24 protein-coding genes and 2 other annotated features are annotated in these 25,556 nt (G+C 48.0%); of the genes, 3 read left to right on the top strand and 21 right to left on the bottom strand.

All coding sequences use genetic code 11. From position 1 onward, the window contains the following. Window positions 1-73: 73 nt before the first annotated feature. The 12 genes from J2Z65_RS21445 to J2Z65_RS21390 all read right to left on the bottom strand — a co-directional run bounded on the left by J2Z65_RS21445 (window position 74) and on the right by J2Z65_RS21390 (window position 10,823). Complete coding sequence (locus J2Z65_RS21445) at window positions 74-1,054, bottom strand: HRDC domain-containing protein (protein WP_167051880.1); 981 nt, start codon at window positions 1,052-1,054, stop codon at window positions 74-76. A gap of 701 nt (window positions 1,055-1,755) precedes the next feature. Next, the gene (locus J2Z65_RS21440; RefSeq protein WP_167051877.1) at window positions 1,756-1,986 is read right to left on the bottom strand and encodes a hypothetical protein; all 231 of its coding nucleotides are present in this window, start codon (window positions 1,984-1,986) and stop codon (window positions 1,756-1,758) included. Between the two features lie 243 nt (window positions 1,987-2,229). Next, complete coding sequence (locus J2Z65_RS21435; RefSeq protein WP_167051875.1) at window positions 2,230-3,141, bottom strand: tyrosine-type recombinase/integrase; 912 nt, start codon at window positions 3,139-3,141, stop codon at window positions 2,230-2,232. 160 nt (window positions 3,142-3,301) lie between these two features. Continuing rightward, entirely contained in the window at window positions 3,302-4,930 is a 1,629-nt protein-coding gene (groL, locus tag J2Z65_RS21430; protein ID WP_167051873.1) for a chaperonin GroEL, read from the bottom strand. Between the two features lie 93 nt (window positions 4,931-5,023). Continuing rightward, window positions 5,024-5,305 (bottom strand): co-chaperone GroES, encoded by a 282-nt coding sequence (gene groES / locus J2Z65_RS21425; protein ID WP_028553854.1) that lies wholly within the window; start codon window positions 5,303-5,305, stop codon window positions 5,024-5,026. Window positions 5,306-5,535: 230 nt separating this feature from the next. After that, the gene (gene tatC, locus J2Z65_RS21420; protein WP_167051871.1) at window positions 5,536-6,294 is read right to left on the bottom strand and encodes a twin-arginine translocase subunit TatC; all 759 of its coding nucleotides are present in this window, start codon (window positions 6,292-6,294) and stop codon (window positions 5,536-5,538) included. A gap of 70 nt (window positions 6,295-6,364) precedes the next feature. Then, window positions 6,365-6,895, bottom strand: coding sequence for a twin-arginine translocase TatA/TatE family subunit (locus tag J2Z65_RS35730; protein WP_167051869.1), 531 nt, complete (start codon window positions 6,893-6,895; stop codon window positions 6,365-6,367). 254 nt (window positions 6,896-7,149) lie between these two features. After that, a complete protein-coding gene (locus J2Z65_RS21410; RefSeq protein WP_167052131.1) occupies window positions 7,150-8,145 on the bottom strand; it encodes a molybdopterin-binding protein in 996 nt (331 codons plus the stop codon). 49 nt (window positions 8,146-8,194) lie between these two features. After that, on the bottom strand, window positions 8,195-8,686 hold the full coding sequence (locus J2Z65_RS21405; protein ID WP_056608535.1) for a MogA/MoaB family molybdenum cofactor biosynthesis protein: 492 nt from the start codon (window positions 8,684-8,686) through the stop codon (window positions 8,195-8,197). A 104-nt stretch (window positions 8,687-8,790) separates the two neighbouring features. Beyond that, the gene (gene moaC / locus J2Z65_RS21400; protein ID WP_275690983.1) at window positions 8,791-9,279 is read right to left on the bottom strand and encodes a cyclic pyranopterin monophosphate synthase MoaC; all 489 of its coding nucleotides are present in this window, start codon (window positions 9,277-9,279) and stop codon (window positions 8,791-8,793) included. Window positions 9,280-9,295: 16 nt separating this feature from the next. After that, window positions 9,296-9,925 (bottom strand): 5-formyltetrahydrofolate cyclo-ligase, encoded by a 630-nt coding sequence (locus J2Z65_RS21395; protein ID WP_167051866.1) that lies wholly within the window; start codon window positions 9,923-9,925, stop codon window positions 9,296-9,298. A 64-nt stretch (window positions 9,926-9,989) separates the two neighbouring features. Continuing rightward, window positions 9,990-10,823, bottom strand: a complete 834-nt coding sequence (locus J2Z65_RS21390; RefSeq protein ID WP_167051864.1) for an endonuclease/exonuclease/phosphatase family protein — start codon at window positions 10,821-10,823, stop codon at window positions 9,990-9,992. 145 nt (window positions 10,824-10,968) lie between these two features. Here J2Z65_RS21390 and J2Z65_RS21385 point away from each other — a divergent pair, with 145 nt between their 5' ends. Further along, window positions 10,969-12,912 carry an ABC-F family ATP-binding cassette domain-containing protein gene (locus J2Z65_RS21385; protein ID WP_167051862.1) on the top strand — a complete coding sequence of 648 codons (1,944 nt, stop codon included), beginning with the start codon at window positions 10,969-10,971 and terminating at the stop codon, window positions 12,910-12,912. 459 nt (window positions 12,913-13,371) lie between these two features. Here the strand turns inward: J2Z65_RS21385 and J2Z65_RS21380 are convergent, their stop codons facing one another. From J2Z65_RS21380 to J2Z65_RS21345, 8 genes are all read right to left on the bottom strand, one after another. Then, complete coding sequence (locus tag J2Z65_RS21380; protein WP_167051860.1) at window positions 13,372-15,924, bottom strand: ARV1 family protein; 2,553 nt, start codon at window positions 15,922-15,924, stop codon at window positions 13,372-13,374. A 365-nt stretch (window positions 15,925-16,289) separates the two neighbouring features. After that, on the bottom strand, window positions 16,290-17,852 hold the full coding sequence (locus J2Z65_RS21375) for a 2-isopropylmalate synthase (RefSeq protein ID WP_167051858.1): 1,563 nt from the start codon (window positions 17,850-17,852) through the stop codon (window positions 16,290-16,292). Window positions 17,853-18,199: 347 nt separating this feature from the next. Then, window positions 18,200-18,454: a binding site (T-box leader), on the bottom strand. A 37-nt stretch (window positions 18,455-18,491) separates the two neighbouring features. Beyond that, window positions 18,492-18,742, bottom strand: a binding site (T-box leader). Between the two features lie 74 nt (window positions 18,743-18,816). Then, complete coding sequence (gene tsaD / locus J2Z65_RS21370; RefSeq protein ID WP_420850748.1) at window positions 18,817-19,887, bottom strand: tRNA (adenosine(37)-N6)-threonylcarbamoyltransferase complex transferase subunit TsaD; 1,071 nt, start codon at window positions 19,885-19,887, stop codon at window positions 18,817-18,819. A gap of 21 nt (window positions 19,888-19,908) precedes the next feature. Then, window positions 19,909-20,412: a ribosomal protein S18-alanine N-acetyltransferase gene (gene rimI / locus J2Z65_RS21365; protein ID WP_167051856.1), complete on the bottom strand. Its 504-nt coding sequence runs from the start codon at window positions 20,410-20,412 to the stop codon at window positions 19,909-19,911. Between the two features lie 2 nt (window positions 20,413-20,414). After that, window positions 20,415-21,239 (bottom strand): tRNA (adenosine(37)-N6)-threonylcarbamoyltransferase complex dimerization subunit type 1 TsaB, encoded by an 825-nt coding sequence (gene tsaB, locus J2Z65_RS21360; protein ID WP_167051854.1) that lies wholly within the window; start codon window positions 21,237-21,239, stop codon window positions 20,415-20,417. Then, window positions 21,236-21,727, bottom strand: a complete 492-nt coding sequence (gene tsaE, locus J2Z65_RS21355; RefSeq protein ID WP_167051852.1) for a tRNA (adenosine(37)-N6)-threonylcarbamoyltransferase complex ATPase subunit type 1 TsaE — start codon at window positions 21,725-21,727, stop codon at window positions 21,236-21,238. Before tsaE ends, tsaB begins: the two co-directional genes overlap by 4 nt. A gap of 117 nt (window positions 21,728-21,844) precedes the next feature. Next, window positions 21,845-22,027, bottom strand: coding sequence for an H-type small acid-soluble spore protein (locus tag J2Z65_RS21350; RefSeq protein WP_167051843.1), 183 nt, complete (start codon window positions 22,025-22,027; stop codon window positions 21,845-21,847). Beyond that, complete coding sequence (locus tag J2Z65_RS21345; RefSeq protein WP_167051841.1) at window positions 22,024-22,209, bottom strand: hypothetical protein; 186 nt, start codon at window positions 22,207-22,209, stop codon at window positions 22,024-22,026. The genes J2Z65_RS21350 and J2Z65_RS21345 overlap by 4 nt, the downstream gene beginning before the upstream one ends. 174 nt (window positions 22,210-22,383) lie before the next feature. Between J2Z65_RS21345 and ku the strand changes: the two genes are divergently transcribed. Both ku and J2Z65_RS21335 read left to right on the top strand, forming a co-directional pair. After that, window positions 22,384-23,253, top strand: a complete 870-nt coding sequence (gene ku, locus J2Z65_RS21340) for a non-homologous end joining protein Ku (protein WP_167051840.1) — start codon at window positions 22,384-22,386, stop codon at window positions 23,251-23,253. Window positions 23,254-23,391: 138 nt separating this feature from the next. Then, window positions 23,392-24,447, top strand: coding sequence for a chymotrypsin family serine protease (locus tag J2Z65_RS21335; RefSeq protein WP_167052127.1), 1,056 nt, complete (start codon window positions 23,392-23,394; stop codon window positions 24,445-24,447). A 57-nt stretch (window positions 24,448-24,504) separates the two neighbouring features. On the opposite strand, the gene J2Z65_RS21330 is transcribed toward J2Z65_RS21335, so the two are convergent. After that, entirely contained in the window at window positions 24,505-25,449 is a 945-nt protein-coding gene (locus J2Z65_RS21330) for an ATP-dependent DNA ligase (protein ID WP_167051839.1), read from the bottom strand. Window positions 25,450-25,556 lie beyond the last annotated feature (107 nt).

The following is a 25,556-nucleotide window of genomic DNA, read 5'->3' as shown; positions in this document are numbered from 1 at the left end:
GTAAAAAAGACGCTCAGGAACAATCCTAGAGCGTCTGGTCAGCTGCAAGTAATTCTCATTCAATCAAAATAAATTAACTTCCAAAGATATTTAGTATTCCTTTGCCATACTTCTCAACTTTTACTTTTCCAAACCCTTTAATCTCTAACAGTTCTTCTTCTGTTCGGGGATATTTAGCTATAATTTCTTCCATCTCAGCATTATTGAAAATGAAATAGGCTTTAACATTTTCTTCCCTTGAAGTTTTTAGCCTATATGCAGTAAGTTCTTCACGAAGTAGCGACTCATCTTTACTTTGGATTTTATCTCCTGTGATCTGGTATTTTGATTCAAAATCCATATCAATAGGGGTGTTCAGTTTAATCAATAACTCAGCTATTCCTTGCATATCTTTTTCTGCAAGATCGTATTGATTAGACTTATCAGTCTGATATTTCTCCAAAGTAGTTTTTATTTGGTCATATTTGATAAGCGTTTTTTCAATCTCAGCAGGACATTTGACCTTCTTAATGATCGTTTTGGGATTAGCCATTACAACAAGAGACAGGATAGGCATATTATTGATTTTCAATTCTTTGGATAGAATATGTTTGAGTATGTCCACATGCCTAGTATTTTGAGTAACTGGGCTATAAATACCTTCTTTATAATCTTTTCCATACTTGTTCTTCATTGTTCTTACAAAGTTACCGTCTGAGTCTATGGAAATATTTCCGCTTAATTTTTTTGTTTCCAAGATACAAGTAAACTTGCTCGAAATCACAACAAAATCAAGTTGAGCTACATAGTCTCCATATTCTAACCTAACATCATGAAGGCATAGGATAGGCAAGAATGAGTTTTTCAACTCAAAGTAGACATTATTCTCACCGTCTATACCGTATTTGAGTAACTTAATATCACGTTCAATATTGTCTTTTTGCTCTCCATCGGCAACCTTATTGAAAAGTTCGTTTAATGAGAGAAGTTGATGGTTCTCTTTTGTAAAGTCTTTAACGAATATTGGGCTTTGAATAGTACGTTTTTGACCAAAAAGTTTGTTTAATAGTGACACAGCCATTCTCCTAACATATGTGGGTTAAAGTTTTTTTGGTAGGAGTTATTACCTAACTTTATAGTCAGATTATACCATGACCTTACAAATTTGCATCCATTTTGATACTTACTTTTTTGAGTAAAAGTTGGCTTATTATATGGCTGTACAATAAAAACAACCAGAAGCGGGAGTTCTTCCTTTACTGGTTGTTTTTGTGTTTCTTGGTGAATTAATTAAATTAAATCGAGTCTTGAATAGATGTAGCTACTTCATCCTCAAAATATAAATACTTTCCTCCGTAATAGACCCACCACTCAACTAACACCACCATATTTGGTTAAGCCATGAAATACGACAGTTAACCTTACCATTTTTACAATATCCTCGCTTATTTCATGTCCTTCTGTTCGAGGGATTCTAACAACCCCCTCTTTTAATCGCTTATTCTCGGCTCTCACGGATTCGCAGCGATCAGGCAGGGTTTGCCTTGGAATGATCTAAAGCAAGCTTACAGTGGCTTTTGACGACCTGTATGAGACGATGAGTTATAGCATCGTCAAAATCAATGCTATGAAGGTTTGTCATCATAGCCCCTCATCGAGCTTTGTTTTATTTTCACTCCGTTTAGCGGACTATGCAAACGTACGCATCGGGTCTCTTGTTCATCAATAAATTCTTCACTCACTAAATACTGAAAAAACACCTTTAACGTGGCAATATTATTGTTTATCGTTCTGTTTGATTCTTTTCCGACAACGTTGACACTCCTGTATATATTTTTTGATATGGAGTTGTGTCACATCCTCCGTTTCAACAACACCTAGCCCATTAACCGTAAATCTCTCCCATCTGTGCAGTCGAAACAAACAAAGATCAATATACTTCTTTTCCCTGCCCAAGATTTCTTGGTTTAACTTGAAATCATCAATCAGTTCATTAATTTTAGTCATAAAAAATACTCCCTTCTATTTGCTAACAACGCAAATAAAAGAGAGTAATTTTTGCACTATATTGTTGCAGGTGAACTCTAACCTTCAATACAGTCACCGCTGGAAAGCCTTATGTATCAAGGCTTCAAAGTGATTAACGACATTAAATGTTCCCATTCTATTTCCACTCAATCGTTGTATGTGAATTTTAAGAGACATTTTAAAAACCATCATTCCAATTCAGAAGCACAACTTATTTTATTACTAAATATCTAAATTATTCAACGGATTATACTTATCATTCTGCTCTCGTAATTCATTACCCCACATTGCAACATATCTCATTGTAACAGCTATATTTTGATGGCGCATAAGTTTTTGAATAGCAAATGCACTCATACCAGACATAGCGAGTCTATGACAGAATGTATGACGTAACGTGTGTGGTGATACTCTCACATCAGTAAAGTTCATCTTATCTCTCAGATATTGAAACACTTGCATTATAGAGAATTCAGTCAACTGTGAATAGTCACGCTTAGTAAATACATACTCGCCTACACTGCCCCAATGTTGTTTACAAAATGCTTGGTATGCTCTTAATTCTTTTGTGAGCTTCATCGTCATTGGGATTGATTCTTTTCTTCTGGACTTTCCAAAAACAGATACTGATAAATTCTCAAAATCAACATCTGTCCATTTCAATCCAATAATTTCTCCACGTCTAATGCCCGTACCAAGTACAAGGACTATTAGCATATAATCACGATAAGCAACATAACTTTTCTCTCTGCCCTTAATACGTCTATAGAAATTCAGCATCTGATTAATTTGCTCATCTGAAAATACGTCAATCTTAATATCTGTCTTTTGAAATTTTACTTTTTGGGCTGGATTACTCTTAATAACTTCACATTCCACCATATAGTTGAGGAATGCTCTTATTCTCAAAAGCTTCGTATTAATTGTGCCAGCTTGATTACCTTTATCCTGACAAAAAATCAAATAATCCCTCACATGGCTTTGTGTAATGTCTTCTACGTTTACTATCTCATTATCATTGCAGTAGTTAACAAACTCACCAAGTAAAGTTTGATAGTTCCTAATATTCTTCTGTGTGGTGTTCTTAAACTTACGGTCATCAAGAAAATCCTTAAATGCAAACTTTAACAGCACAAAAAACCACTCCCTAATAGAATTATTAAGAAGTGGTCATTGCTTGATTTATTATTTATAACTGTGACTACTTCTTAAATCGGGGTTAGAGTAACCTCAATTCAAGAAGATAAATGACCTGATTTTTCAGGACAGCAAGGCTGAAAAGCCTTACCAGTCCTTACATCATGCCGCCCATTCCACCCATGCCGCCCATATCAGGCATGCCTGGTTTGTCTTTTTCTGGTTTGTCAGCGATAACCGCTTCTGTAGTCAAGAACATAGCTGCTACGGATGCTGCGTTTTGAAGAGCGGAACGCGTTACTTTCGCAGGGTCAACGATACCAGCTTCGAACATGTTTACCCATTGTCCAGTAGCTGCGTTGTAGCCGATGCCTACTTTTTCGTTTTTCAAGCGCTCAACGATAACCGAGCCTTCTTGACCAGCGTTAGCTGCGATTGTGCGAACTGGCTCTTCAAGGGAACGAAGGATGATGTTAACACCCGTTTGCTCATCACCAGTTGCTACTACTTTTGCTACTGCGTTGTATACGTTAACTAGGGCAGTACCACCGCCAGAAACGATACCTTCTTCAACTGCTGCACGAGTCGCGTTCAAAGCATCTTCGATGCGAAGTTTGCGCTCTTTCAATTCAGTTTCAGTCGCTGCGCCAACTTTGATAACAGCTACGCCGCCAGAAAGTTTAGCCAAACGCTCTTGCAATTTTTCTTTATCGAAATCGGAAGTTGTTTCTTCCAATTGGGAGCGAATTTGCGTTACGCGTGCAGCGATGTCTTTTGCGTCGCCAGCACCGTCAACGATGATTGTGTTTTCTTTGGTTACGCGGATTTGACGCGCGCTACCCAATTGCTCAGGACGCGTGGATTTCAGATCCAAACCAAGCTCTTCTGTAATCACTTGTCCACCAGTCAGAGCAGCGATATCGCCAAGCATAGCTTTACGACGGTCACCGAAGCCAGGAGCTTTAACAGCTACGCAAGTGAATGTTCCACGAAGTCTGTTCACAACAAGCGTTGCTTGTGCTTCACCTTCAACATCTTCAGCGATGATCAGAAGTTGTTTACCGGATTGAACCACTTTTTCAAGAACAGGCAAGATCTCTTGGATGTTCGAGATTTTTTTGTCAGTGATCAGGATGTATGGGTTGTCAAGGACAGCTTCCATTTTATCCGTGTCAGTGATCATGTAAGGGGAAGTGTAGCCACGGTCGAATTGCATACCTTCTACAACTTCAAGCTCAGTCAAGAAACCTTTGGATTCTTCAACTGTGATAACGCCGTCTTTCCCTACTTTTTCCATTGCTTCAGCGATTAGTTCGCCTACTTCTTCGTCAGCAGCAGAGATTGCCGCAACTTGTGCGATGGATTGTTTGCCTTCGATAGGCTTAGCAATGGATTGAAGCTCTTCCACAGCCGCTTTAACAGCTTTCTCGATACCTTTGCGGATAACCATTGGGTTAGCGCCTGCAGTGACGTTTTTCAGACCTTCACGGATCATAGCTTGTGCTAGAACCGTTGCAGTTGTTGTACCGTCACCGGCAACATCGTTTGTTTTGGTAGCAACTTCTTTAACAAGTTGAGCTCCCATGTTTTCGAAAGCATCTTCAAGCTCGATTTCTTTCGCGATTGTTACACCGTCATTTGTGATCAACGGGCTACCGAATTTTTTCTCAAGTACAACGTTACGGCCTTTAGGACCAAGGGTTACTTTTACAGCGTTAGCCAAAGCATCTACCCCACGAAGCATCGCGCGGCGTGCGTCTTCACTGAACTTAATATCTTTTGCCATGAATAGGAAACCTCCTCTTATTTAAACGATACATAGTAAGTAATAAAACGGAAACCCTAAGTAAAACGTATTGCCGATCTATATCCTGCTAAATTAGGCTAATACAGCGAGAATGTCGCTTTCGCGCAAGATCAACAGTTCGCGGCCTTCGTATTTCACTTCAGTTCCTGCGTATTTGGAGAAAATGATACGGTCGCCTTCGCTTACTTCAAGCGGAACACGAACGCCATCTTTCAACGCGCCTGCGCCTACGGCTACAACTTTACCTTCTTGTGGTTTTTCTTTCGCTGTATCTGGCAGCACGATACCACTTGCTGTAGTCTCCTCTTTCGCAACGGCTTCAATGATAACTCGATCACCTAACGGTCTGATCATGGAAAAATAGCCTCCTTTAGAAAATTGGTAATGGTGTTTTGTTCGGTTATTAGCACTCGAATGTGTTTAGTGCTAACAACACCTCTTATGATACTCATTCTGGGAGTAATTTGCAAGTCCTTTTACACATTTTTCGTACTTTTGAACACCCCCCTCATTCTACCCAAATGAAAAACAAATATTCCCTGTTCCAAAAGAAAACAGCCTGCGCATCAGAGCAGACTGTTTTCTTATTTGGGACCGAATTCCCGTTCCCACTCTGCATCCTGCAGCAGCTGTTTACGGTAAATAAAACGCGACATAAAAACGCTAAATTCATATAAGACGATAAGCGGCAGAGCCACGAGGATAGCCGAAATGGCATCCGGCGGCGTAATTACCGTAGCTAAAATAACGAGCAGCATGTAAGCATATCTTCTGAACTTATGCAGCCGTATCGGATTCAGAAGCCTGATTTTCGTCAAAAACATCACCACAATCGGCATCTCGAACACAAGGGCCAACGGAAGAAGGATATTAAACATAAATGTAAAATATTGAGCCGCACCATACATCTCGGTAATGTCGAGACTTTTGCTAATGGAGGAAGTAAAGTAAAAAGCCATCGGAAAAACAACCCAATACCCGAAAGATAGGCCTGCTAAAAAAAGTACAAATGCATATGGAATATAAATAATCGAAGCTTTCTGCTCCGTCTCTCGCAGCCCTGGCTTAACAAACGCCCATATATGATAAAGCGTAACCGGTAAGGTAATGAGGATCCCGACGGCTAAACCAAAATTCATATACAATCGCAAAGCGTCCCATGGGGAAAAAACATTCCAGCTAATCGAATCTGCCGGCGGAATATTTTTGAGGAATCGAATGATCGGCTTTGCGGAAATTAAACCCGCTACCATCCCGATGACCAAGACAAGCAATATCCACATGATCCGTTTGCGCAGCTCACCAAGGTGCTCCACGAGTGACATTTCTTCGTTCGTTGACATATTTCACCAACCTGATCTAGTGAATCGAGCCTAGGAAGACTGAACCACTTGTATGCTAAAAATAAAACGGCTAATCCGGTAGACGCCGCGGTTTGTTAAGCTGAACTGCTGCCGGCGCTGCTGCGGTTGCCGCCGGTGCAGGATGAGCTGGCTGTGCGTCGGGTGGCGCTGAATCGGCTTCCACAAATGCAGGCGCGCTCGATACGAAAGCCACTGCCGGTTTCGCGGCTGCAGGCGCAGTGGAGACGGTCGATGCATCCGTCTCCGCAGGCGCACTAGCCACAAACGCTACGGGCGCAAACGGTGCAGCTATCGGCGCCGCGTCTAAAGCCGGCGAGCCTGCTACCAATCCGGCAGCCGGGACTTCCGGCGCGGGACTTGCCGCCTGCTCGACAGCCTGCTGTGCTGGCGCAACGGCCAGGACTTCCGGCGCTTTCACCTGCGGCGGCTCATCGCTCATAATCTCACTCGCAGCTTTCTTGAAATCCCTGAGCGTACGTCCCAGCACACGGCCAATTTCTGGCAGCTTCTGAGGCCCGAATAAGACTAGAGCAACGACCGCAATTAATAGTAGTTCGGTAAACCCTATATTTTGAAACATTTCTTTCATCTCCATCATGTATCGCTTAACGTATAAGTTGATGCATTTCCATTAGAGGAAAATATCCCGCTAATTTGTTCTCAGATACCAGATTGGCGCCATCAACTGAAATTTCTCCAGTTAACTTCGACGAATCCTCTGAAAGTAGTCAAAACCATATAAATTAGCTGTAGATTTTCCCACTAATTCGCATTTATCACGATGAAAGGCTTCATTCAGCTGGAATAATAATGACCGCCAACCAGCACACACATCTAACACTGATAAAACCCGCCATACCCCATCTCCGTAATGTCGCTGCGCACAATCGTCTCGCCCGCGCAAATGCGCGGCAGCAGCACATCAAAGGACGTGTACGGGTCATGCATCACGCAACCCGGCAAGCCCATGATCGGCACATCGCCCAAATAGGCGATCATCAGCATCGAGCCCGGCAGCATCGGCGTGCCGTAGCTGACCACGCGGGCGCCGGCTTGCTTAATCGCGCCCGGCGTGCGGTCGTCCGGGTCCACGGACATGCCGCCCGTGACCAGAACCAAATCCACGCCCTGCGCAAGCAGCGCGTGGATCTCACCTACAATCGCTTCACTATCGTCGAGTGCGAAGCGTTGGTCCACTACCTCGGAGCCGAGCTGCGCGACCTTCTCCTTCACCACCGGGCCGAATTTATCCTGAATTCGGCCCTTGTACACCTCGCTGCCCGTCGTCACGACGCCCACGCGCAGCTTACGAAACGGCTTCACCTCAAGCAAGGTGAAGCCCTCCGCGCGGCGAGCGGCGGCTAGACGCTCGACCTCCGCGACCTTCGCTTCGTCTACAATCAGCGGGATCACCCGCGTGCCAATCAACGAAGCGCCTTCCTTTACGACCGTGCCTCCGCGAACGGTCGACATCACAACCTCGTCGATCGCGTTCACGCTGTCGACGAACGTTTTATCGATTCGAACCAAGCCGTGAATCGGCGATTTGACGTTCACCTTGCCCTCGTGCGGCTCCGTAAGATTGAGATCATCGCCCGCTATCGCTCTGGCCATGCGCAGCGCAGCCTCATCCTCATGCAGATAGCCGGGCTGCAGCTCCATCGCATAGATATGCTCTTTGCCGATGCTGAGCAGCGCCGGAATATCGGCCTCAGTTACTTGGTGGCCTTTGCGGAATAGGCGGCCTTTAAACTCGCCAGGCAAAATCTGCGTAAGATCATGAGGCAGAATCATCCCAACCGCATCCTCAACCTTCACTTCACGGAGCATAGCATCCTTTTTACTCACGCTTGATCACCTTCTTGCTTGACCCGAATTTTCACCCGTGGTCACCTTCTTTGCCTGTCAGAATGCCCAGCGCATGCGGGAGCTGATCGATAATCGCCATCAGATTCTCCTGCACGCCTTTGGGACTACCCGGCAAATTAATAATCAACGTGCGTCCGCGAATACCGGATACCGCTCTGGACAGCATCGCTTTTTTCGTTTTCTGCATCGAAATCATCCGCATCGCTTCAGCAAAACCGGGAGCAACCCGGTCAATGACATTCAACGTTGCTTCCGGCGTCACATCGCGGGGAGCCAGACCTGTCCCGCCTGTCGTTAAAATCAGATCAGCCTGATAATAGTCCGTCATTTCTATTAATGAAGCCATAATTTCGTCCATCTCGTCCGGAACAACACGGTACTCGATGATCTCGCCTTGAATTTCCTCTTCAATGAGCTCGCGGATTACCTGAGCGCTGGTGTCTTCTCGTTCTCCTCGGTAACCGCGGTCACTGGCTGTCAAAATCGCAACTTTCCAGTGCATCCTTCGTCACCTCTCCCTTGTTAACTGAATGAGATAACCCCTACTACTGAATGATCGTCGACTTTCTCTATGCGCAAAACCAAGTGGTTTAAGTCGCGTTACAATCAACTATCTTGTCTGTGAAAATCCCCATTTTTACCGCCTGTTTTCATGACTAACAGCGTGGAGCTAATGATCATATCCTTCTCTGCGGCTTTGCACATGTCGTAGACGGTTAACGCTGCGGCCGATACGGCTGTTAAAGCTTCCATCTCAACGCCTGTCGGTCCCGTCGTCCTGACAGTTGCTTCTATGTAGAGTTCATTGCTGCCATTATCAGCAAACTGAATGTCTATGCCCGATAGCGCAATCGGATGACACATAGGAATCCAGTCTGACGTTTTTTTAGCGGCCATAATGCCAGCTACCTGCGCGACAGCGAGGACGTCGCCCTTTTTCATTTTACCCTGTTTGATCAAGGCAAGTGTCTCGCTTTTCATAAGTAAAGTAGAACGTGCTGTCGCCGTGCGCTTCGTTTCCGGTTTATCCGAAATGTCGACCATGCGGGCTCGTCCCTGTTCGTTAAAATGCGTTAATGGAGAGGAATCGGACAAATCGCTCACCTCTATTTTATGTTTCTGATCTAAAAACCATTTTGCTCTCAGTGACAATACCGTCAACCCTGAAATCATGCCATGAAGAAGGAACCGCGGGAATCAACTGCTTATCAAACGCAGCAGCAACCGCAAATGGCCTCTTTAGGCCGCGGGCAGCGAATAACTGCATAAACCTGTCATAAAAGCCGCCGCCATAACCAAGTCTTCCGAAATCCATGTCAAAAGCAAGCCCTGGCACCAAGATCATCGAAATCGTGGACAAATCATGCTCGACCGGTACATCACTGTGAGGCTCTCTAATGCCCCAAGCTCCGCTCTCCAAATCTTCATAGGCGTGAATGATATGCAAGTTCATCGTTTTCGTGTCTGCTACAACCTTCGGCACAAGCACACGAATTCCCTGCTTCCAGCACCATTCCATCAGAGGGGCGACGTCCAACTCGGACCGGAATGGCATATAAGTCATTATTGTAGGGGGAACGGACGCATCCTGCTGCTGAGTGCCAAGAAGCCTGTCTGAACAAAGCTTCGTCATTCGCTCATGAATGCGCAGCTGCTTCTCTTCCCGTTCTTCCGTTGTGATGGAGGAGCGTAGTTCTTCCATTTCCTTACGTAATTCAATTTTCCGTTCACGAATGTTCATACTGGCTCAGCCCTTCCCTAACAAGGAGTGGTTTCCCCCATTTTAACATAAACAAAGAAAAAAACTATACTCGTGCTGGGGACCCCAGCGGAATCCGCGTCATGACGGGAAAATGATCCGAAAATATCGTGGGAACCGTCCAGGCCGAACCCGTATTTTTCACATTTGTAAAAACATAATCAATCCTTTGACCGCTGGTAAAAGTACCTTGGGCGTCATTCCGTAAAGGGACGTCAGCTAACGCCATCCCGTTCATTTTTACCGGAAATGCATCCTCTTCCATGTTAAAATCGCCCACAACAACGAGTGGTCCTTCCTTTTCTGATAAAAGGTCCGATATACGGGTAAGCTGGAGCTTCCGATCCTCTTGAGAAAGGCCTAAATGAGTCGTTGCAAGTTGAACAGGCATAGAACCAATACGCACCGTAGCCATTAGCAGACTTCTAGTTTCCATGTTCCCCGGCAGGAGTGTCCAACTGCTGTCCACGATCGGATAGCGGCTCAGCAGCGCATTGCCATATTGCCCTACTTTATAGGTTAAACTAGGACTATAACGCATATTCATACCCAGCATGTTTGCCAGCTCTCTAGCTTGATCCTCGAAACCGCTGCGCAAACGGTAGCGATCTACTTCTTGCAAGGCGATAATATCGGCATTTTGGGGCTGAAGCAGCGCAGCAATCCGTTTGATATCCACTTTACCGTCCAGCCCTTCGCCGTGATGCATATTTAACGTTATAATTGTAAAGGAGGCCGGTGCTTCTAAATTAGAGGCAGGTAAAGCGGCAGTATCGGGCAATTGATCTTTACCCCAGCAGTTGATTGGCGCCACAAGTATTACAAAAAGCAGAACGAATATACCAATATACCTGCCAAGCCGCAAGAGCTTAACCACCATCCCTCACCTCCCCTTCAAATCTATGCAAAATTAAGCATACGACGTACTCATGCATAGTGTATACTAGTGAATTGATGGGATTAAAAGCAGTCCGATTGGGGACTTGCGCAGGTTCCTTTCATTAATAAGCAGGAGGCAGCAGAAGATGTTATTACAGGTTTCTAACATTTCCAAAAGCTACGGGGTACGTTCCGTACTCTCCAATATAACGCTTCAAATCGAAGACAAGGAGCGCATTGGTTTAGTCGGTGTCAACGGCGCCGGAAAATCTACCTTGCTTCAAATTATTGCCGGCGAAATGTCCTATGACAGCGGTGACCTTTTCAAAGCGAAAGAGACGAAAATCGGTTATTTAAAGCAGAATAGCGGATTGCAAACGGACAAGTCCATTTGGAACGAGCTGCTCAGCGTGTTTAGCTCCTTATTGGAGACCGAAAGAGAGCTCCGTGAGCTGGAAGCGCTGATGGCAGACCCTACTCTGATCGAGGATGAAAAAAAGTACGAAGCCACGATGAATCGGTACGCGGGACGCTCCGAATATTTCCGTGAGCAGGGCGGCTACGAAATCGAAGCCAAAATTCGCGGCATTCTCCATGGGATGGGCTTCGGCCAATTTTCACCGGACACGCTCGTTCAAACGTTAAGCGGCGGTCAGAAAACAAGATTGGCTCTGGCGAAAATGCTGCTCGAAGAGCCCGATTTGCTCATGCTCGATGAGCCGACGAACCATTTGGACATCCAGACGCTGACTTGGCTGGAAGGCTATCTGCGCGGCTATCCGGGCGCCATTCTCGTCGTGTCCCATGACCGCTTTTTCCTTGATGCGTTAGCTACGTCCATCTATGAGATTGAACGGCATTCTTCCAAACGGTACACCGGCAACTACTCCCGGTTCATTGAGATCAAGGAAGCCAACTATGAGATTGAAATGAAGCAATTTGAGAAGCAGCAGGAAGAAATCGCTAAGCTGGAGGATTTTGTACAACGCAACATTGTACGTGCTTCTACGACCAAAAGAGCGCAGAGCCGCCGCAAGCAGCTCGAGAAAATGGATCGTCTGGATAAGCCGATGGGTGATTTGAAGCGCGCTTCGTTTTCTTTTGAGATCGAGCAGACTTCCGGCAAAGAAGTTCTTCAAGTTGACCGTCTGGCACTTTCGTACGATGGGAAAAACCGATTGCTTGACGGTGTCTCCTTCCAGCTGCGCCGCTCGGAAACGGCTGCCCTTATCGGCCCCAACGGTGTCGGTAAATCGACACTTCTAAAAACATTGATCGGCCAACACAAACAAGACGCCGGCACCTTCAAGTGGGGCACTGGCGTTACGATTGGGTATTACGACCAAGAGCAGACGGGCCTTACCCCTTCCAACAGCGTACTGGAGGAAGTGTGGAACACGTATCCGCATCTGGAGGAAGCTCGAATTCGTACCGTGCTCGGGAACTTCTTGTTCAGCGGCGAAGAAGTGTTCAAGAAAGTCTCTTCCTTAAGCGGCGGCGAAAAAGCCCGCGTGGCTTTGGCCAAGCTCATGCTGCAAAAAGCGAATGTGCTCATCCTGGATGAGCCTACCAACCATCTGGATCTATACAGTAAAGAAGTGTTGGAATCGGCCTTGATGGATTACGAGGGCACCCTCTTGTTCATCTCCCATGACCGCTACTTCCTGAATAAAATGGCCGAGAGCATGCTCGATCTGCAAAAGGACGGGCTCACCGCCTACCTCGGCAACTACGACGATTACCTGGAGAAAAAGGCGGAGCTTGCCGAGATCGAATCCAAGCGGCTGGCCAAAGAAGCGGAGAAAAAATCCGCTGGCAGCCCAGGGAAGAGTGAACCCGTCATCAGTGGCGGCGGGTATGAAGCGGACAAGCTCGCGAAGCGCGAAGAACGCAGCCGTCAGCGCAAGCTGGAACAGCTTGAGCTCGACATCGCACGGCTGGAAGATGAAGTCTCGGCCCTGGAGGCGGAGCTTGCCGATCCTGCCGTGTACAACAACTACGTCCTCGTTCAGGAGAAGACAGCCGAGGTCGACAAGCGGAAGAACACGCTTGCGGCTTGTTATGAGGAGTGGGAAGTTTTGTTGGCTTGATTTGCTGCTGAGCGGCTAAGGGGCTTCTTGTGTAGTATCTTGATGCGAGGAAGGCTTTTGGTACTTCTCGGCAGTTGAATATAATTTTCGTCCTGAGAAGGCCATTTAGGCCCTCTCGCGTTCAGATTCCTTTTGGTTGCTGCGTGAGAGGGCCTTTTGGCGCTTCTCGGGATAGACTATCTCCATCCCAACTTATTTTAACGTTGTTTAACAGCATTAATAATAGCTGATCTCCTAACCAAGCGTGAGTTAACGCTGAAAAACCACTCTAACTCTTCCACTCAAGCCGACACCCGGACACTAGCATCAAGTTAACGTTGTTTTTCAACGTTAACTTAATAGCGGATGTGAAGACCAACACTTTAACGTTGTTTAACCAGTTAAGTAACACGAGCGCGCCAACGTCCGACAGCTTAGCGCCCCAACCCTGACGCAGATGACTGGCGGCACAGATGCGCGCTAAGCATCAGGCTCAGCCGCCAGCTCCCGCAGCCGCAGGAGCAGCATCGGAACCGCGACGAAGACGATCATCGTCGCCGCGGCAACAATGCCGGAGTCATTCAGCAGCAGCGCTGCTATGGCTCCGATCATATTGGCTGAAAACCCGTACATCCAGTACGGGTTTTTATGCTGCCAGACGCGTAGTCGGCCGCGTGGGCGAAGCACCAGTACAGTCATCACGAAAAGGCTCGTGATGAGCACTTTGCTCCAAACGGATGCACGAAGCAAGTGCACGTTCATCCGCAGCTTCCGCTCGATCAGATGTCCGATCTGATCGAACTGCCCGGCGCGCAGCGCGTGAAACGCGCGCCCGACATGGCTCTCCCGCGCAAACGCCGCGGGAGAATCGGCGCTGTTGAGCAGCCACAGCGCCCCAACCCCCAGCGCGAGCAGCGCCGCCAGCAGGGCCGAGCCCCTGCCTAGGCGCAGCTCGCGCCAGCGATCGCCGGCGAAGCACTGCACGCCGGCTACGCCGAAGGCGACCGCGGCGCTCAGAGCTCCGCCCGCGTTCGCGCCGAGTGACGGTGCCGCCAGGCACGCCGTTACAAGCAAGAACGCTGCGCACACGGCTGACGCCGCAGCGAAGCGTGAAGTTCGAACTGCGCCTGCGTCAGCCGCAGCAAATCGGCGCTGCAAAGCCGCCGTCACGCCGAGCACAAGGGCGCCGATAAGGACGCCCATATACTCGTTGCCGATGCCGTAGTAGCGAGCGCCAATCATCGGATCATAGCCTAGAACGGAATATTTCATCGCGTGCGCCCCTGTGCAGGCATCCAGCATGATGACGCCTGCCGTCCCGGTCCCCAACCAAATCATTGTCGTTGTTTGGCGCCATGTTTCCATTTTCCAAGCAATTGACAGACTGCACAGGATGAAGCTAATCACAAGTACGAAGATCGCTCCCTTGATCCCAAGAAGAGTTGTCAATGGAGCAGCCAGCAACCCCATTATCAGCATAATGGCAGGTGCTACCAAAAGTGATAGCAGAAGTGTCCGTACCACTTTGGTCGACCGATGAACTCTCCAGCCCCAAGATGCCCCCCTTCGTTTCATCCACACAGCATAAAGCAAACTTACCAGTAGAACAGCCATCTCAAACGTCGCAAAAGGGTACAGAAGCAACGGTCTGCTGCGATAAATCATCTGCATGCTGCCTTGATCATGAAGCAGTGCAGCAAGTCCGCCGCTCTCTATAGAAGAAGTTAAGGGTATGCCCACGAACCCAATTGATATCGGTATTTTGAACTCATTCAATAGCGTGCTTGTAAAATCTTGTGAAGTAACTACCCCCTTCCTACGGGTAGATTCCGAGAGAAGAAACCCTCCCCTGCTATCTGTTGTGTAATGAATGATGGGTGATAAGTACATTTTGGCTCTGGCTGCTTCCCCGCTAACTTCCGGTGAAAACACCCATAGGCTGTCTTCCTCAGGGTGCATTCCTGCCATTAACTGCCCTAACCATTGATCCATTTCACGTAGCACCAAATCTTTTAACTCATTAAACCGATCCTGGTCGTAATGCGCTTTGTCGCTGTACAGTCTATATAAGTCACCTAATTCAATTAGCGTGATACTCGGCTGCTGCCTTTTTTCCCACAACGAAATGAATTGTGCATAATTAGTACTCACCCCATACGGTCTATCCACAAAAGCCATCGATGAATCATCACCGAGAGCCCCTTTATCCACAAATCCATTGGAATCCATCAACATGAGCGGAGCATAGCGTCGCAAATGCTTGTGTTCCAAGTGCAGTCCTCTTCCTAAATCACTGCTCCCGAACACGGAGCGATGGACACCGTACGTTTTCAACAAGTCCCCCAACGCTCCGACGCCATAGGTTTGATCTTTGTTAATACGCTTGACCATGTTCAGATCCGGGATAAGCACAGAATCTTCCTCTAGAGCATTCGTCTGATCACCTTTTATAGAACCTGTATACCGATTCATAAGCTCCAAAGCGAGCACACCATTTCTTGTCTCTTTTGCAGCAAAAGCTTGCGCCTCGGTAACACCTGTAGCAGGTTCTCCTGCTCCTAAAGAAGTATACACATCCCGCATCGAACGATTTGCCGTACGAATATTCATAGCGCCAACAGCACCAGTCTCCGTCAATTGTTTAAAATGAGGCAGCCTCGACAGTTGGTCGGACCGCAGCTCCAAAAACGAAAGTCCCGGTATCGAAACGACGGTCACTAGTTTAGCTCTTTCACCTCTTGCAACTCTTTTGGTCTCTTCTGTACTTTCAACTGTTGTAACTCTCTTGGCACTTTCTGTACCTTCAGCACCTTCAACGTTCGCCTCTCTCTTGGTACCTTCTGTACTTTCACCTCTTGCAACTCTTCCTATTCTTTCGACACTTTCGACACTTTCGACTCTTCCAGCTCCGCCTAGACTCTCTGTACTGTGGATGGTTGGGGCCTTATAAGCCCTTACAGTCACCCAACTTGTGGACAACTGCAAAATCAACCCTAAGATACCCACAATCCAGGCCATTTTTCTTAACTTCATGGGTATTCTCCTGCCGTTTTTGCTTTTAGCATTTTCATCCATAGTCAAAAGTATCCACTGCTTGATATTTCCGAAAATTTAAATACAGGTTCCCGTCGCCTATTTTCCCCGCACAGAACGTTATCCACAAAAAAAAGAGAGGCGAAATCCGCCCCTCCTAAAGCTTTTCTGTTGTTTTCCACAATCTTATCCACATTATCCACAAAAATCTGTTAAAAAGTTATTCGACAAAATCAGCGTTAAAAATCATTGATATACGGGGAATTCTTAAAGTTATACACATTGTCCACAGGGCATGTGTATAACTTTGTTCACAAGTCGTGTATATAACTAAGTTTTCTTACAATTCATGTGATTCCACTCCATTAAGAGGCTGTTACTTCGGTTGAAGCTGCAGGATGGCCTTGCATCCGAATTGCTTGATTGCATGCCGAGATAAAAGCTTTCGCCACCGCGATGAGCACATCTTGGTCGATACCGGTATTTTTATAGGTTTGACCCTCTACCGTGATGGTGACCTCGGCTTCGCCGGTTGCTTTTTCACCTGTGGATAGGGAATGCAGCTCCAGGTCTGAGAAATCCACATCCATCGGAACTGCCTGCCGCAGACTTTGTACGATCGCCTCGATAGGTCCTTCGCCAGTGCCTGAGAAGACATTTTCGACACCTGTCTGGTTGTTCCGTACCGCTACAGAGGCAACCCGATTACGGTCGCTGCTGGAAACAACCTGCACATGCGTAAGCGTGAATGCCTCCATTTGCCCTTCAACTGTCGTGCCTACAAGCTCCAGAAGCTGATCGTCCGTCACCATTTTTTGCTCATCGGCTTTTTCCTTGAACTTGGTGTACAGCGTATCCAGCTCTTCTCCCGTAAGCTCGATGCCGAATTGTCCTACGCGATGCTTCAGCGCATGCCGTCCGGAATGCTTGCCCAGAATGATCATGGAGCGCGGAATTCCCAGCTTTTCCGGGTCCATGATTTCGTAAGTATTGCGGTTTTTGAGCAAACCGTCTTGATGAATGCCCGCTTCGTGCTGGAACGCGTTTCTTCCAACAATCGGTTTGTTGTAAGCAATCGGGAAGCCCATGATGCGGCTGACCATCTTGGATGTGTTGAATATTTCGCTGGACACAATTCCCGTTTCCACGCCCATCGTTTGCTTGCGCGTCTCAATCGCCATCACCAGCTCTTCAAGCGAACAGTTGCCTGCGCGCTCCCCTACTCCATTCACTGTTACTTCTACGTGTGTAACACCTGCCGCAATAGCCGCAAGGCTGTTCGCCACAGCAAGACCCAGATCATTGTGGCAATGCGCGCTGTACTCGACCGTATCGCCGCCTCTTACACTTTGGCGAACCCTGCGGAACATCGCGCCATATTCTTCCGGCAGCGCATAACCGACCGTGTCCGGGATATTCAATATCGTTGCGCCTTCAGCGATAACCGCCTCCAGCACTTCAAACAAGAATTCATCTCCGGTCCGTGTAGCATCCATCGGCGAGAATTCAATGTTGTTCACGAATTGCTTCGCATACGCGACCATCGAACGAGCCATCTCGACGACCTGTTGACGGGATTTGCGAAGCTGAAAATCCAGATGGATGTCCGACGAGGACAAGAACATATGGATGCGACGTGAAGCCGCGTCCTGTGTGGCTTTTACCGCCGAGTCAATATCGGCTTTCATAGCGCGGGCAAATCCGCAAATCTCAACACTCTGCAGCTCGCGCGAAATTTGCTGCACCGCATGGAAGTCGCCTGGGCTCGAAATGGGGAAGCCCGGTTCGATCGTATCTACGCCCATTTTGGCCAGCTGTCTGGCGATTCTAATTTTTTCTTCCGGATACAGGGATGCTCCCGGCGCCTGCTCTCCGTCTCTCAGTGTTGTATCAAAAATGCGAATACGTCGGTTTGTGTTATTTTCCATGGTTAAATTCCTCCTCGAATTGGGGTCAAACTTTGTTGACCGTTGATGGCGATATTTACTGACCAATCTGTAAAAAACCAGCGGTTTTTAACGGAACTCCATTCCGCTATTCAGACGAAAAGTGGCAGTTTGTCTTTTGCGGGGGAACTATAGGACCTTATTCTATCCCATGGACCTACTTTCCACCTCGATTGGCGAAATAGCATACCATAGTTCCCGCTCTTCTGCTCCAAGGGCTATTTCCTGTGAAATAGCGCCCTGTAGTTCCCCTCCCACTTCTCTCCGCAGCAGCAGCAGATTAGGCGTCAGCCGCCTAATCAGACGACAAAAAGACCCGTCATCTCCACATAAGAGACGACGGGTCTACACCCAGCGCGGTACCACTCTTGTTGGCCCTGCACAGCAGAGCCCACCTCAGACATAGCGGCTGCTATGTCACCCGATCACGGAGGTCATCCGTTCATCCCTAAAAGCAGTTGAAACTGCTGATCAGGATGACCGCTTCCAAGCGAGTTCGGGGCTTTCACAGTCTGCGTCGCATCAACCCGCAGCTTTCTGTACCGTTGAAGTGAGCCCTTACTACTCTTGTTCATTGCGTTTATTCTATATTCGAAAACCAAAAAGACCTGCCATCTCTATAAAAGAGACGACAGGTCTGAACCTTCCGCGGTACCACTCTAATTGATCCGAGCTGTTACGCTCGAAACCACTCATGTACCTGATCACGGGGGTCAACCGTCAAGACCTACTTGGGTGCTGGATCCTTGGCATCCTTATCAGCCTTACCGCTCCCGGGCGAGTTCTGGTCACGTTTCGTCTGTGCTTTCACCAAGCGCACAGCTCTCTGAGCGAAACTGAGGGTCCGTACTATTCCCGTTCGTTGCGTTTTAAAGTATTGATTGTGATTATAATATGCACATTTGGCAAAGTCAATACAGTTGTCTGAACATTTATTTTTTTCAGTCTACCATTCTTCAAGCTTGAGCTGCGGCTCAGCTTTGAGCTCCATCGAGTCGAACTCCTGCTTGTCCCACTTGAGAAAAGCAGCTGCGCCTATCATCGCAGCGTTGTCCGTGCATAGGGCGTGCGGCGGCACCAGCAGCGGCACATCCAGCTCCGCGCAGCGCTCAGCAAGCGCGCTGCGCAGCCCTTTGTTCGCGGCGACGCCCCCCGCGAGCAGAAGCTGTTTCGCGCCGTATTCGCGCACGGCGCGGGCCGCTTTCTCGACAAGCACGTCGATGACGGATGCTTGGAAGCCTTTGGCAATCTGCGCGGTTTGGACGGCCTCGCCGCGCATTTTGCTTTGGTTGACGACATTCAGCACAGCGGATTTCAAGCCGCTGAAGCTGAAGTCGTAAGAGTCTGCCTCGAGCCATGAGCGAGGCAGCTTTATCTCGGACTCGGCTTCCTGTGCAAGCTGGTCCACATGCGGGCCGCCCGGGTAGGGCAGACCCATCGCCCGGGCGATTTTGTCGTACGCTTCGCCCGCCGCATCGTCGCGTGTTCGCCCGATGATCCGGAACTTGCCGGGCTCCTCGAGCAGAACCAACTCCGTGTGCCCGCCGGACACGACGAGAGAAATGAGCGGATATTCCAGCTCATGCACGAGCTGATTCGCATAAATATGTCCCGCAATATGGTGGACACCGATAAGGGGCAGATCCAGCGCGCAAGCGAGCGCTTTGCCCGCAACGACGCCAACTAACAAGGCCCCGATCAATCCAGGCCCCTCCGTTACCGCAATCGCGGACAGCTCATGCAGCGATACGCCCGCTTCTTCAACGGCTTCCTCCAGCATCCATGTAATCGACTCCACATGCTTCCGGGAAGCCACTTCTGGCACAACGCCGCCAAAGCGCTGATGCGTTTCGATCTGGCTCGAAATCACGTTAGAGCGTATGATTTTCCCATTTTCGACAATCGCTACTGAGGTTTCGTCACAGCTTGTTTCAATCGCCAAAATATAGACCGGTTTAGCCGGATTGGCTGCATTCGCGTTCGTCACATCTCGTTGTTGTTCATCAAATCTAGTCACATTGTTCACCTGCCGAAAGCCTCAATCCCCGAGACTATCCTTTCTTCGCTTAGGCAAATCCGCCCACATAATAACAGCGTCTTCACGATTATCGGTATAGTAGCCTCTGCGCACACCGACGGAGCGGAAGCCGACTTTTTCATACAAATTTTGCGCCACATAATTCGAGGTCCGCACTTCGAGCGTCATTCGAATCGCCCCCAAAAAAGCGGCCGTTCTCATCAACTCACGTATAAGACGCTCTCCTAGCTTGCGCCCTCTGTAGGTGTTGCGAACGGCAATATTGGTTACATGCGCCTCCTCCATAATGAGCCACATGCCACCATACCCGGCAACCTCGCCGTCGATATCCATAATCATATAATGAGCGAACTGATTGTTCGTTAATTCATTTTCAAAAGCGCCTTTGGTCCATGGAGTCGTAAAGGCTTCCTGCTCGATTTCGCAAATATAAGGGATGTCTTCCATGCGCATGGAGCGAAAAACCAACGTATCTTCCGTTGTTTGCGGTTGGTGCTGTTCCATGATCAAATTTCCCCCTTCTTCACTTGTACCCCGGCCAGCAAATTAGCTTCAGCTTCCGGCAGTCTCGTGTAATTTGGCACAAACGCATGAACGTCTGCCCTCTCGCCCTTGGCCAAACGCGGAATGGCGAGATGGCCGATATACTCAGCTTCAATACCATAGGAAAGCACCCCGAACCCCCCCTGCCAATCCTGGGCAAATTGTGCAAGTTCGGCGCTGAAACCTTCTGTTTCGCCCACGAAGAGAATCTCTTTGGGCGCTTGTTCAGGATTAGCTCTCGCTGCCTGCGCAAGCAATTGCTCCAACCATTGCCCAATGACACGAATGCCATCCGGCAGCACTTCATGCCAATCTGCAGCAAGTTCACCTTCCGCTGTCATTGGGGAAGGACCTGAATAGGCGTATACGGCCGTGAAGGCTTGTTTGCGTCTTCCATCCAAAAGCGGAACCACCCATGTGAGTCCTTTATCGCGTTCACTCTGCTGCTTCATCGCTCCGCCAAGCGCCATCGCTTCCAAGCTGGAAACTCCGATAAGATCCAAGCCCAGTGACCAGGCAAATGTTTTGGCTACGGACACAGCAATACGAACCCCTGTATAGGAGCCGGGGCCTTGGCCCGCAGCGACAGACTGCAGGTCTTTGGGTTTAAGCTTTAATGAAGCCAGCAGCTCCTGAATGTGGGGAAGCAGCCCAATGGAGTGATTCCGTTCAGCGTGCGAGCTCACCTCGCCGAGCATCATGCCGTTCTCTAGAATGGCAACTGTCATGGCTGAAGACGAGGTATCGATGGCTAAGAGTCGTCCTGTTTGGTTTATCCGTTCTGTCATTGTAAATGTCCGTTCTCCTTCATCTGTACACACCAACTCACATACGGTTCTCCGTGCGGAGTCAGGTGAAACACTCTGGTTTGATCCCCTTGAAGGGCAATTGTGATCGAAAGTCGCTCCTGCGGCAGAAGATCTTCGATTAGGCTTGACCATTCGATCAAGGTGACGCCCGCCCCATAGAAGTAATCCTCTAGCCCCAGCTCGTCCGCTTCCTCTTGAGAAATGCGGTACATATCCATATGGTAGAAAGGAAGCTTAGCTCCCTCATATTCTTTAATAATTGTAAATGTGGGGGAATTGACGGTTTCCTTGATGCCCATCGCCTTTGCAAAACCTTGCGAAAATCTCGTTTTGCCAGCGCCCAAATCGCCATCCAAAGTTAGAACAGCCCCGGGCCGTAAAAAGGCGGCCAGCCATTTCCCCAACTGATCAGTATCATCCTCATGCTGGGAGTTGTACGTAAATGTGGACTCCGTCAGTGATCTCATCCCTTTCTTCCGATTGCGCGTGCTGCTCTTATTATAGTCTTCGCCAGTACACAACAGCAACCTGAAATGAAAAAAAGCCCGCCCCGAATCACATCGGAGCAGGCTTGCCAATTTCCGTCAGTGGACCTCTTCCAGTTCTTGAACGGTCACCAACCTTGAATCGGCCGGGTTTTCTTCGGCATGAACCTTGACGAGCGATTTACTGGAATCCACACTGTCGATCCAGACCGGAACGCCATTAAGTTCAACCGTAATCTTTTCATCAGCAGCTAAAATTTCCTGAGCGCGATGAAGGTTCATGGCTCATCCAATACAGATTCCGGATGATCCATCGTATCCGTTGTTGTGGACTCGATTAATCCGTTATGCATGGTAACGTTGCCGCCTCCCAAGCCTTCATTAATCATCCGGTCAATATCCATAAAATGATCTTCTTGTCCCTGATCGCTCGTATCTTGGGATGCATTTGAATCCTGTGCCATCCGTGAATCCCTCCTTAGCATTAGCTTTGCCTTTGACAAGCCATAACAGCATGAACTTGCACCCTTAACGTACCCACTTCGAAAGCAAAGCATTCTCTTAAATCACTGCCGTATAAAGGAAGAAGATCAAGAGAATACTAGTAAAATGAAGCTCATTTGGGGAGGAATCAAGCGATGCATACGGTTTGGAAAGGCGCAATCTCTTTCGGACTTGTTCATGTGCCTGTGAAAATGTTTTCGGCCACGGAAGATAAAGATATCTCCATGCGATACATACATAAAACTTGCATTACCCCGCTAGCATATGTGCGCAAATGCCAGACTTGCGAGAAGGAAGTAGAGTGGGATGAGATAACGAAAGGCTATGAATACGAGCCTGGACGCTTCGTCCTCTTTGAGAAGGAAGAGTTAGAAACCATCTCAGGAGAAGCAAATAAAGAGATCAAGATTTTGGACTTCGTCAACTTGACGGATATCGATCCGGTTTATTTTCAAAAAACGTACTATTTGGGGCCCGGGGATACAGGGGCAGGCGCGTATAATTTGCTGCTCGATTCAATGCGCCAAACTGGCAAAATAGGCATCGCCAAAGTCTCGATCCGTTCCAAGAGCTCGCTGGCCGCTATTCGCGTCATCGAGAACTGTCTGGCGCTCGAAACCATTTTCTACCCTGATGAAATCAGACCCATCTCGCAAGTCCCGAACCTCCCAGAGAAAGTCACCGTGAACGAGCGCGAGCTCGATATGGCGAAAATGCTGATTAGCCAGTTATCTTCTCCATTTGAACCTGAAAAATATAAAGACGAGTATCGCGGACGATTGTTAGAAGCGATCGAGCACAAAATTTCCGGAGAAGAAGTGCAAGCCGCGCCAGCTCTACAAAAAACAAGCGTCATCGACCTTATGGCTGCGCTGCAAGCGAGCCTCGACGCTACGAAGTCGCCTGATGACGGCAAAGTGACACTGGAGCCGGATGCTTCCGTTACGGAGGAAAAGAAGCCGAAGAAGCCGCGCGCCAAAAAAGTGAAGGAACCCGTCACATAAATAGATCACAATAAGCGCTGATCCTTGGATTAAAGGATGAGCGCTTTTGTCTTTTTAGGCTAGTGGCACCCAATTGCCTATTTCGCTTTCCCAACTTCGCTAATACACTAATGTATTCAAAAGGAGAAAGGTGATGGGATATTGGCTACATTTACTGCCGCTTATGCTATGAAGGAGCGTATGGCACGTTCCATGCTAAAGCACCCAAAAGTCCATGCCGTCGGCGTAGGATATCAGAACCCGAAGCGCCCGGATAAAGGAGCTGCGGTCACCATTTATACGGATGCGTTGTCCATCGCTTCCCTTGGTATGGCATCACTTCTTTCCGTACATGGAAAGGGCAAGATGGCGAAAGTCCCCATCAGGCTGGTGCGGACAAAGAAGATCCGTTCCCATGCGAATTACCGTAGTTTAATTCGACCGGTACCCGCCGGTTATAGCATCGGAACAAGTGCTGGATCAGGTACTGTGGGCTTAATCCTCACAAATTTCCCGAGTGCTAAGCAGCGGTATATTTTCAGTAATAATCATGTTCTTACGAATCCACTGAACTCAGGGACTCCTGTCGAAACATTGCAACCCGGAGGAGCGGATAATGGTAAGTCAGGAAAAGATGGAGTTGGACGCTTGGCACGTTTCGTACAATTAAGTCGGAAACAATCTAATTTCATTGATGCAGCTCTGTCGATTCCAGTACGGAACAGAATCCTGAGCCCGCGTTATGCAACTGTTGGCGTTATTCCTGGCCATGTAACCTCTTATAAACTAGGAGAGCGGTTCAAGAAAGTAGGCAGGACAACGGGATTATCATACGGTAGAGTCGACTCGATCAATGCGGATGTGAAAGTTGATTATGGCGAAAATCTAGGCGAACTTACTTTTAAAAATCAAACGATTGTTCTAGGGAGTACTCCAGTATCACTTCCCGGAGATTCCGGCTCTGTATGGTTAAGGAGGACAGATAACTTCGCTGCTGCTGTGAACTTTGCTGGTACTACGGATGGGAAGACATCGATTGCATTCCCGGTGGATTGGGTTATGAAAGCATTCCAAACTCGGGTTGCTCGTCCTAGCGGAATAGGCCGGATCCGAAAAGTGAATACCCGTGATGATAACCCTGCCTATGCCCGTCGACTTACGGCGAAAGAACTAGCTTCGATCAAGATCGTTCAGGCCAAGAAAACAAGGAAATGATCGAAAAAACCGGTGCTACATCTGTAGAACCGGTTTTCTTTGCACACAATTAACAAACTAGAGTTGGTTGAAATGGCATTCCTGCGGTGAAAGGGAAACAACGGATTGAATACTCGGCTGACGCAGATTTCTGTCTCGCGTCCATGCCATGTAGTTTACTTTCATGGTGATGAGGGGCTGGATCCAGATCGCTTCTTTGGACCTCTCTGGGGTATTCACAAACGGTTTTTTCTCTAAAACCATTGTGTTTGTTGCTTCGGTTAATGCTCTCCAGTCGTTTTGCGTCAATTTCCCCGCCCCTGCATGACCAATGTACCAAAGCTCACCGGAATCATCATAGAGGCCCAGCAAAACGGCATTTACTAAATTTCCTCTCTTGGTTACCCCCCCAACGACAGCGACAAGATCATGTGTAATTTTCTTTTTCATCCAGCGCTTATCTTTGCCATCTAGTTGATATTTGCTTTGTAAATCCTTGACGACAATGCCTTCCATCTCATGCTGCTCCATTACGGCGTAAAGGGAATCCGGATCCAGGTGGTTGGTAACAAGCTGAACGGTTTCACTCGTAGAAATCACTTTGGATAATAGCTGCTGCCTCTCATACAACGGTTTATCCACAAGCCACTGACCATTAAGGAATAGGATGTCAAAAATCATATAAACGACGGGGACTGTTTGTATTAGCAGCGGAATGTTTTTGGAGTTTCTTACACCATCTCTGCGCATAATTTCATGAAAGGACGGCTTCCCGTCTTTAAGGGCAATGATCTCTCCGTCTAATATGACCGATTTGGCCGTGCAATAGGAGGAAATGTCTGCAATTTCAGGGTATTGGATCGTTCGATCGTTTAATCTTCGGTTGATGAGACGGACTTCTTGGCCATCGAAATACGCAAGCATTCTTACGCCGTCCCATTTAATTTGCGCTATCCATTGTCCGGACGTCGGCATCTCTTCTGTACGTATTGGCTCGAAAGGAATCACAGGCTTTAGTTCCATACATTCCCCCACTTGTTTGTTCGGTACTCTTCATTCTTTCCATCCGTGACAAAGACATACCATCATTCGGAGGCGCCCTGTAGTTCCCCTACCAGCCCGCAAGGTAG

This window comes from Paenibacillus aceris, assembly GCF_017874035.1.
GTDB lineage: Bacteria > Bacillota > Bacilli > Paenibacillales > NBRC-103111 > Paenibacillus_E > Paenibacillus_E aceris.
Note: the sequence above shows the minus strand (reverse complement) of the source record. Positions and strands in the feature narration are given on the sequence as shown.

What these genes read in the sequence shown, in the direction of transcription:
- groL (WP_167051873.1), bottom strand. Translation starts at nt 4,930, where the DNA reads ATGGCAAAAGATATTAAGTTCAGTGAAGACGCACGCCGCGCGATGCTT.
- J2Z65_RS21410 (WP_167052131.1), bottom strand. Translation starts at nt 8,145, where the DNA reads ATGCTCCGTGAAGTGAAGGTTGAGGATGCGGTTGGGATGATTCTGCCT.
- J2Z65_RS21380 (WP_167051860.1), bottom strand. Translation starts at nt 15,924, where the DNA reads ATGAAGTTAAGAAAAATGGCCTGGATTGTGGGTATCTTAGGGTTGATT.
- J2Z65_RS35730 (WP_167051869.1), bottom strand. Translation starts at nt 6,895, where the DNA reads ATGTTTCAAAATATAGGGTTTACCGAACTACTATTAATTGCGGTCGTT.
- J2Z65_RS21350 (WP_167051843.1), bottom strand. Translation starts at nt 22,027, where the DNA reads ATGAACCTTCATCGCGCTCAGGAAATTTTAGCTGCTGATGAAAAGATT.
- J2Z65_RS21385 (WP_167051862.1), top strand. Translation starts at nt 10,969, where the DNA reads ATGTTATTACAGGTTTCTAACATTTCCAAAAGCTACGGGGTACGTTCC.
- J2Z65_RS21390 (WP_167051864.1), bottom strand. Translation starts at nt 10,823, where the DNA reads ATGGTGGTTAAGCTCTTGCGGCTTGGCAGGTATATTGGTATATTCGTT.
- J2Z65_RS21375 (WP_167051858.1), bottom strand. Translation starts at nt 17,852, where the DNA reads ATGGAAAATAACACAAACCGACGTATTCGCATTTTTGATACAACACTG.
- J2Z65_RS21405 (WP_056608535.1), bottom strand. Translation starts at nt 8,686, where the DNA reads ATGCACTGGAAAGTTGCGATTTTGACAGCCAGTGACCGCGGTTACCGA.
- tsaE (WP_167051852.1), bottom strand. Translation starts at nt 21,727, where the DNA reads ATGAGATCACTGACGGAGTCCACATTTACGTACAACTCCCAGCATGAG.
- tsaB (WP_167051854.1), bottom strand. Translation starts at nt 21,239, where the DNA reads ATGACAGAACGGATAAACCAAACAGGACGACTCTTAGCCATCGATACC.
- J2Z65_RS21330 (WP_167051839.1), bottom strand. Translation starts at nt 25,449, where the DNA reads ATGGAACTAAAGCCTGTGATTCCTTTCGAGCCAATACGTACAGAAGAG.
- rimI (WP_167051856.1), bottom strand. Translation starts at nt 20,412, where the DNA reads ATGGAACAGCACCAACCGCAAACAACGGAAGATACGTTGGTTTTTCGC.
- tatC (WP_167051871.1), bottom strand. Translation starts at nt 6,294, where the DNA reads ATGTCAACGAACGAAGAAATGTCACTCGTGGAGCACCTTGGTGAGCTG.
- J2Z65_RS21345 (WP_167051841.1), bottom strand. Translation starts at nt 22,209, where the DNA reads ATGGCACAGGATTCAAATGCATCCCAAGATACGAGCGATCAGGGACAA.
- J2Z65_RS21395 (WP_167051866.1), bottom strand. Translation starts at nt 9,925, where the DNA reads ATGAACATTCGTGAACGGAAAATTGAATTACGTAAGGAAATGGAAGAA.
- groES (WP_028553854.1), bottom strand. Translation starts at nt 5,305, where the DNA reads ATGATCAGACCGTTAGGTGATCGAGTTATCATTGAAGCCGTTGCGAAA.
- ku (WP_167051840.1), top strand. Translation starts at nt 22,384, where the DNA reads ATGCATACGGTTTGGAAAGGCGCAATCTCTTTCGGACTTGTTCATGTG.
- J2Z65_RS21440 (WP_167051877.1), bottom strand. Translation starts at nt 1,986, where the DNA reads ATGACTAAAATTAATGAACTGATTGATGATTTCAAGTTAAACCAAGAA.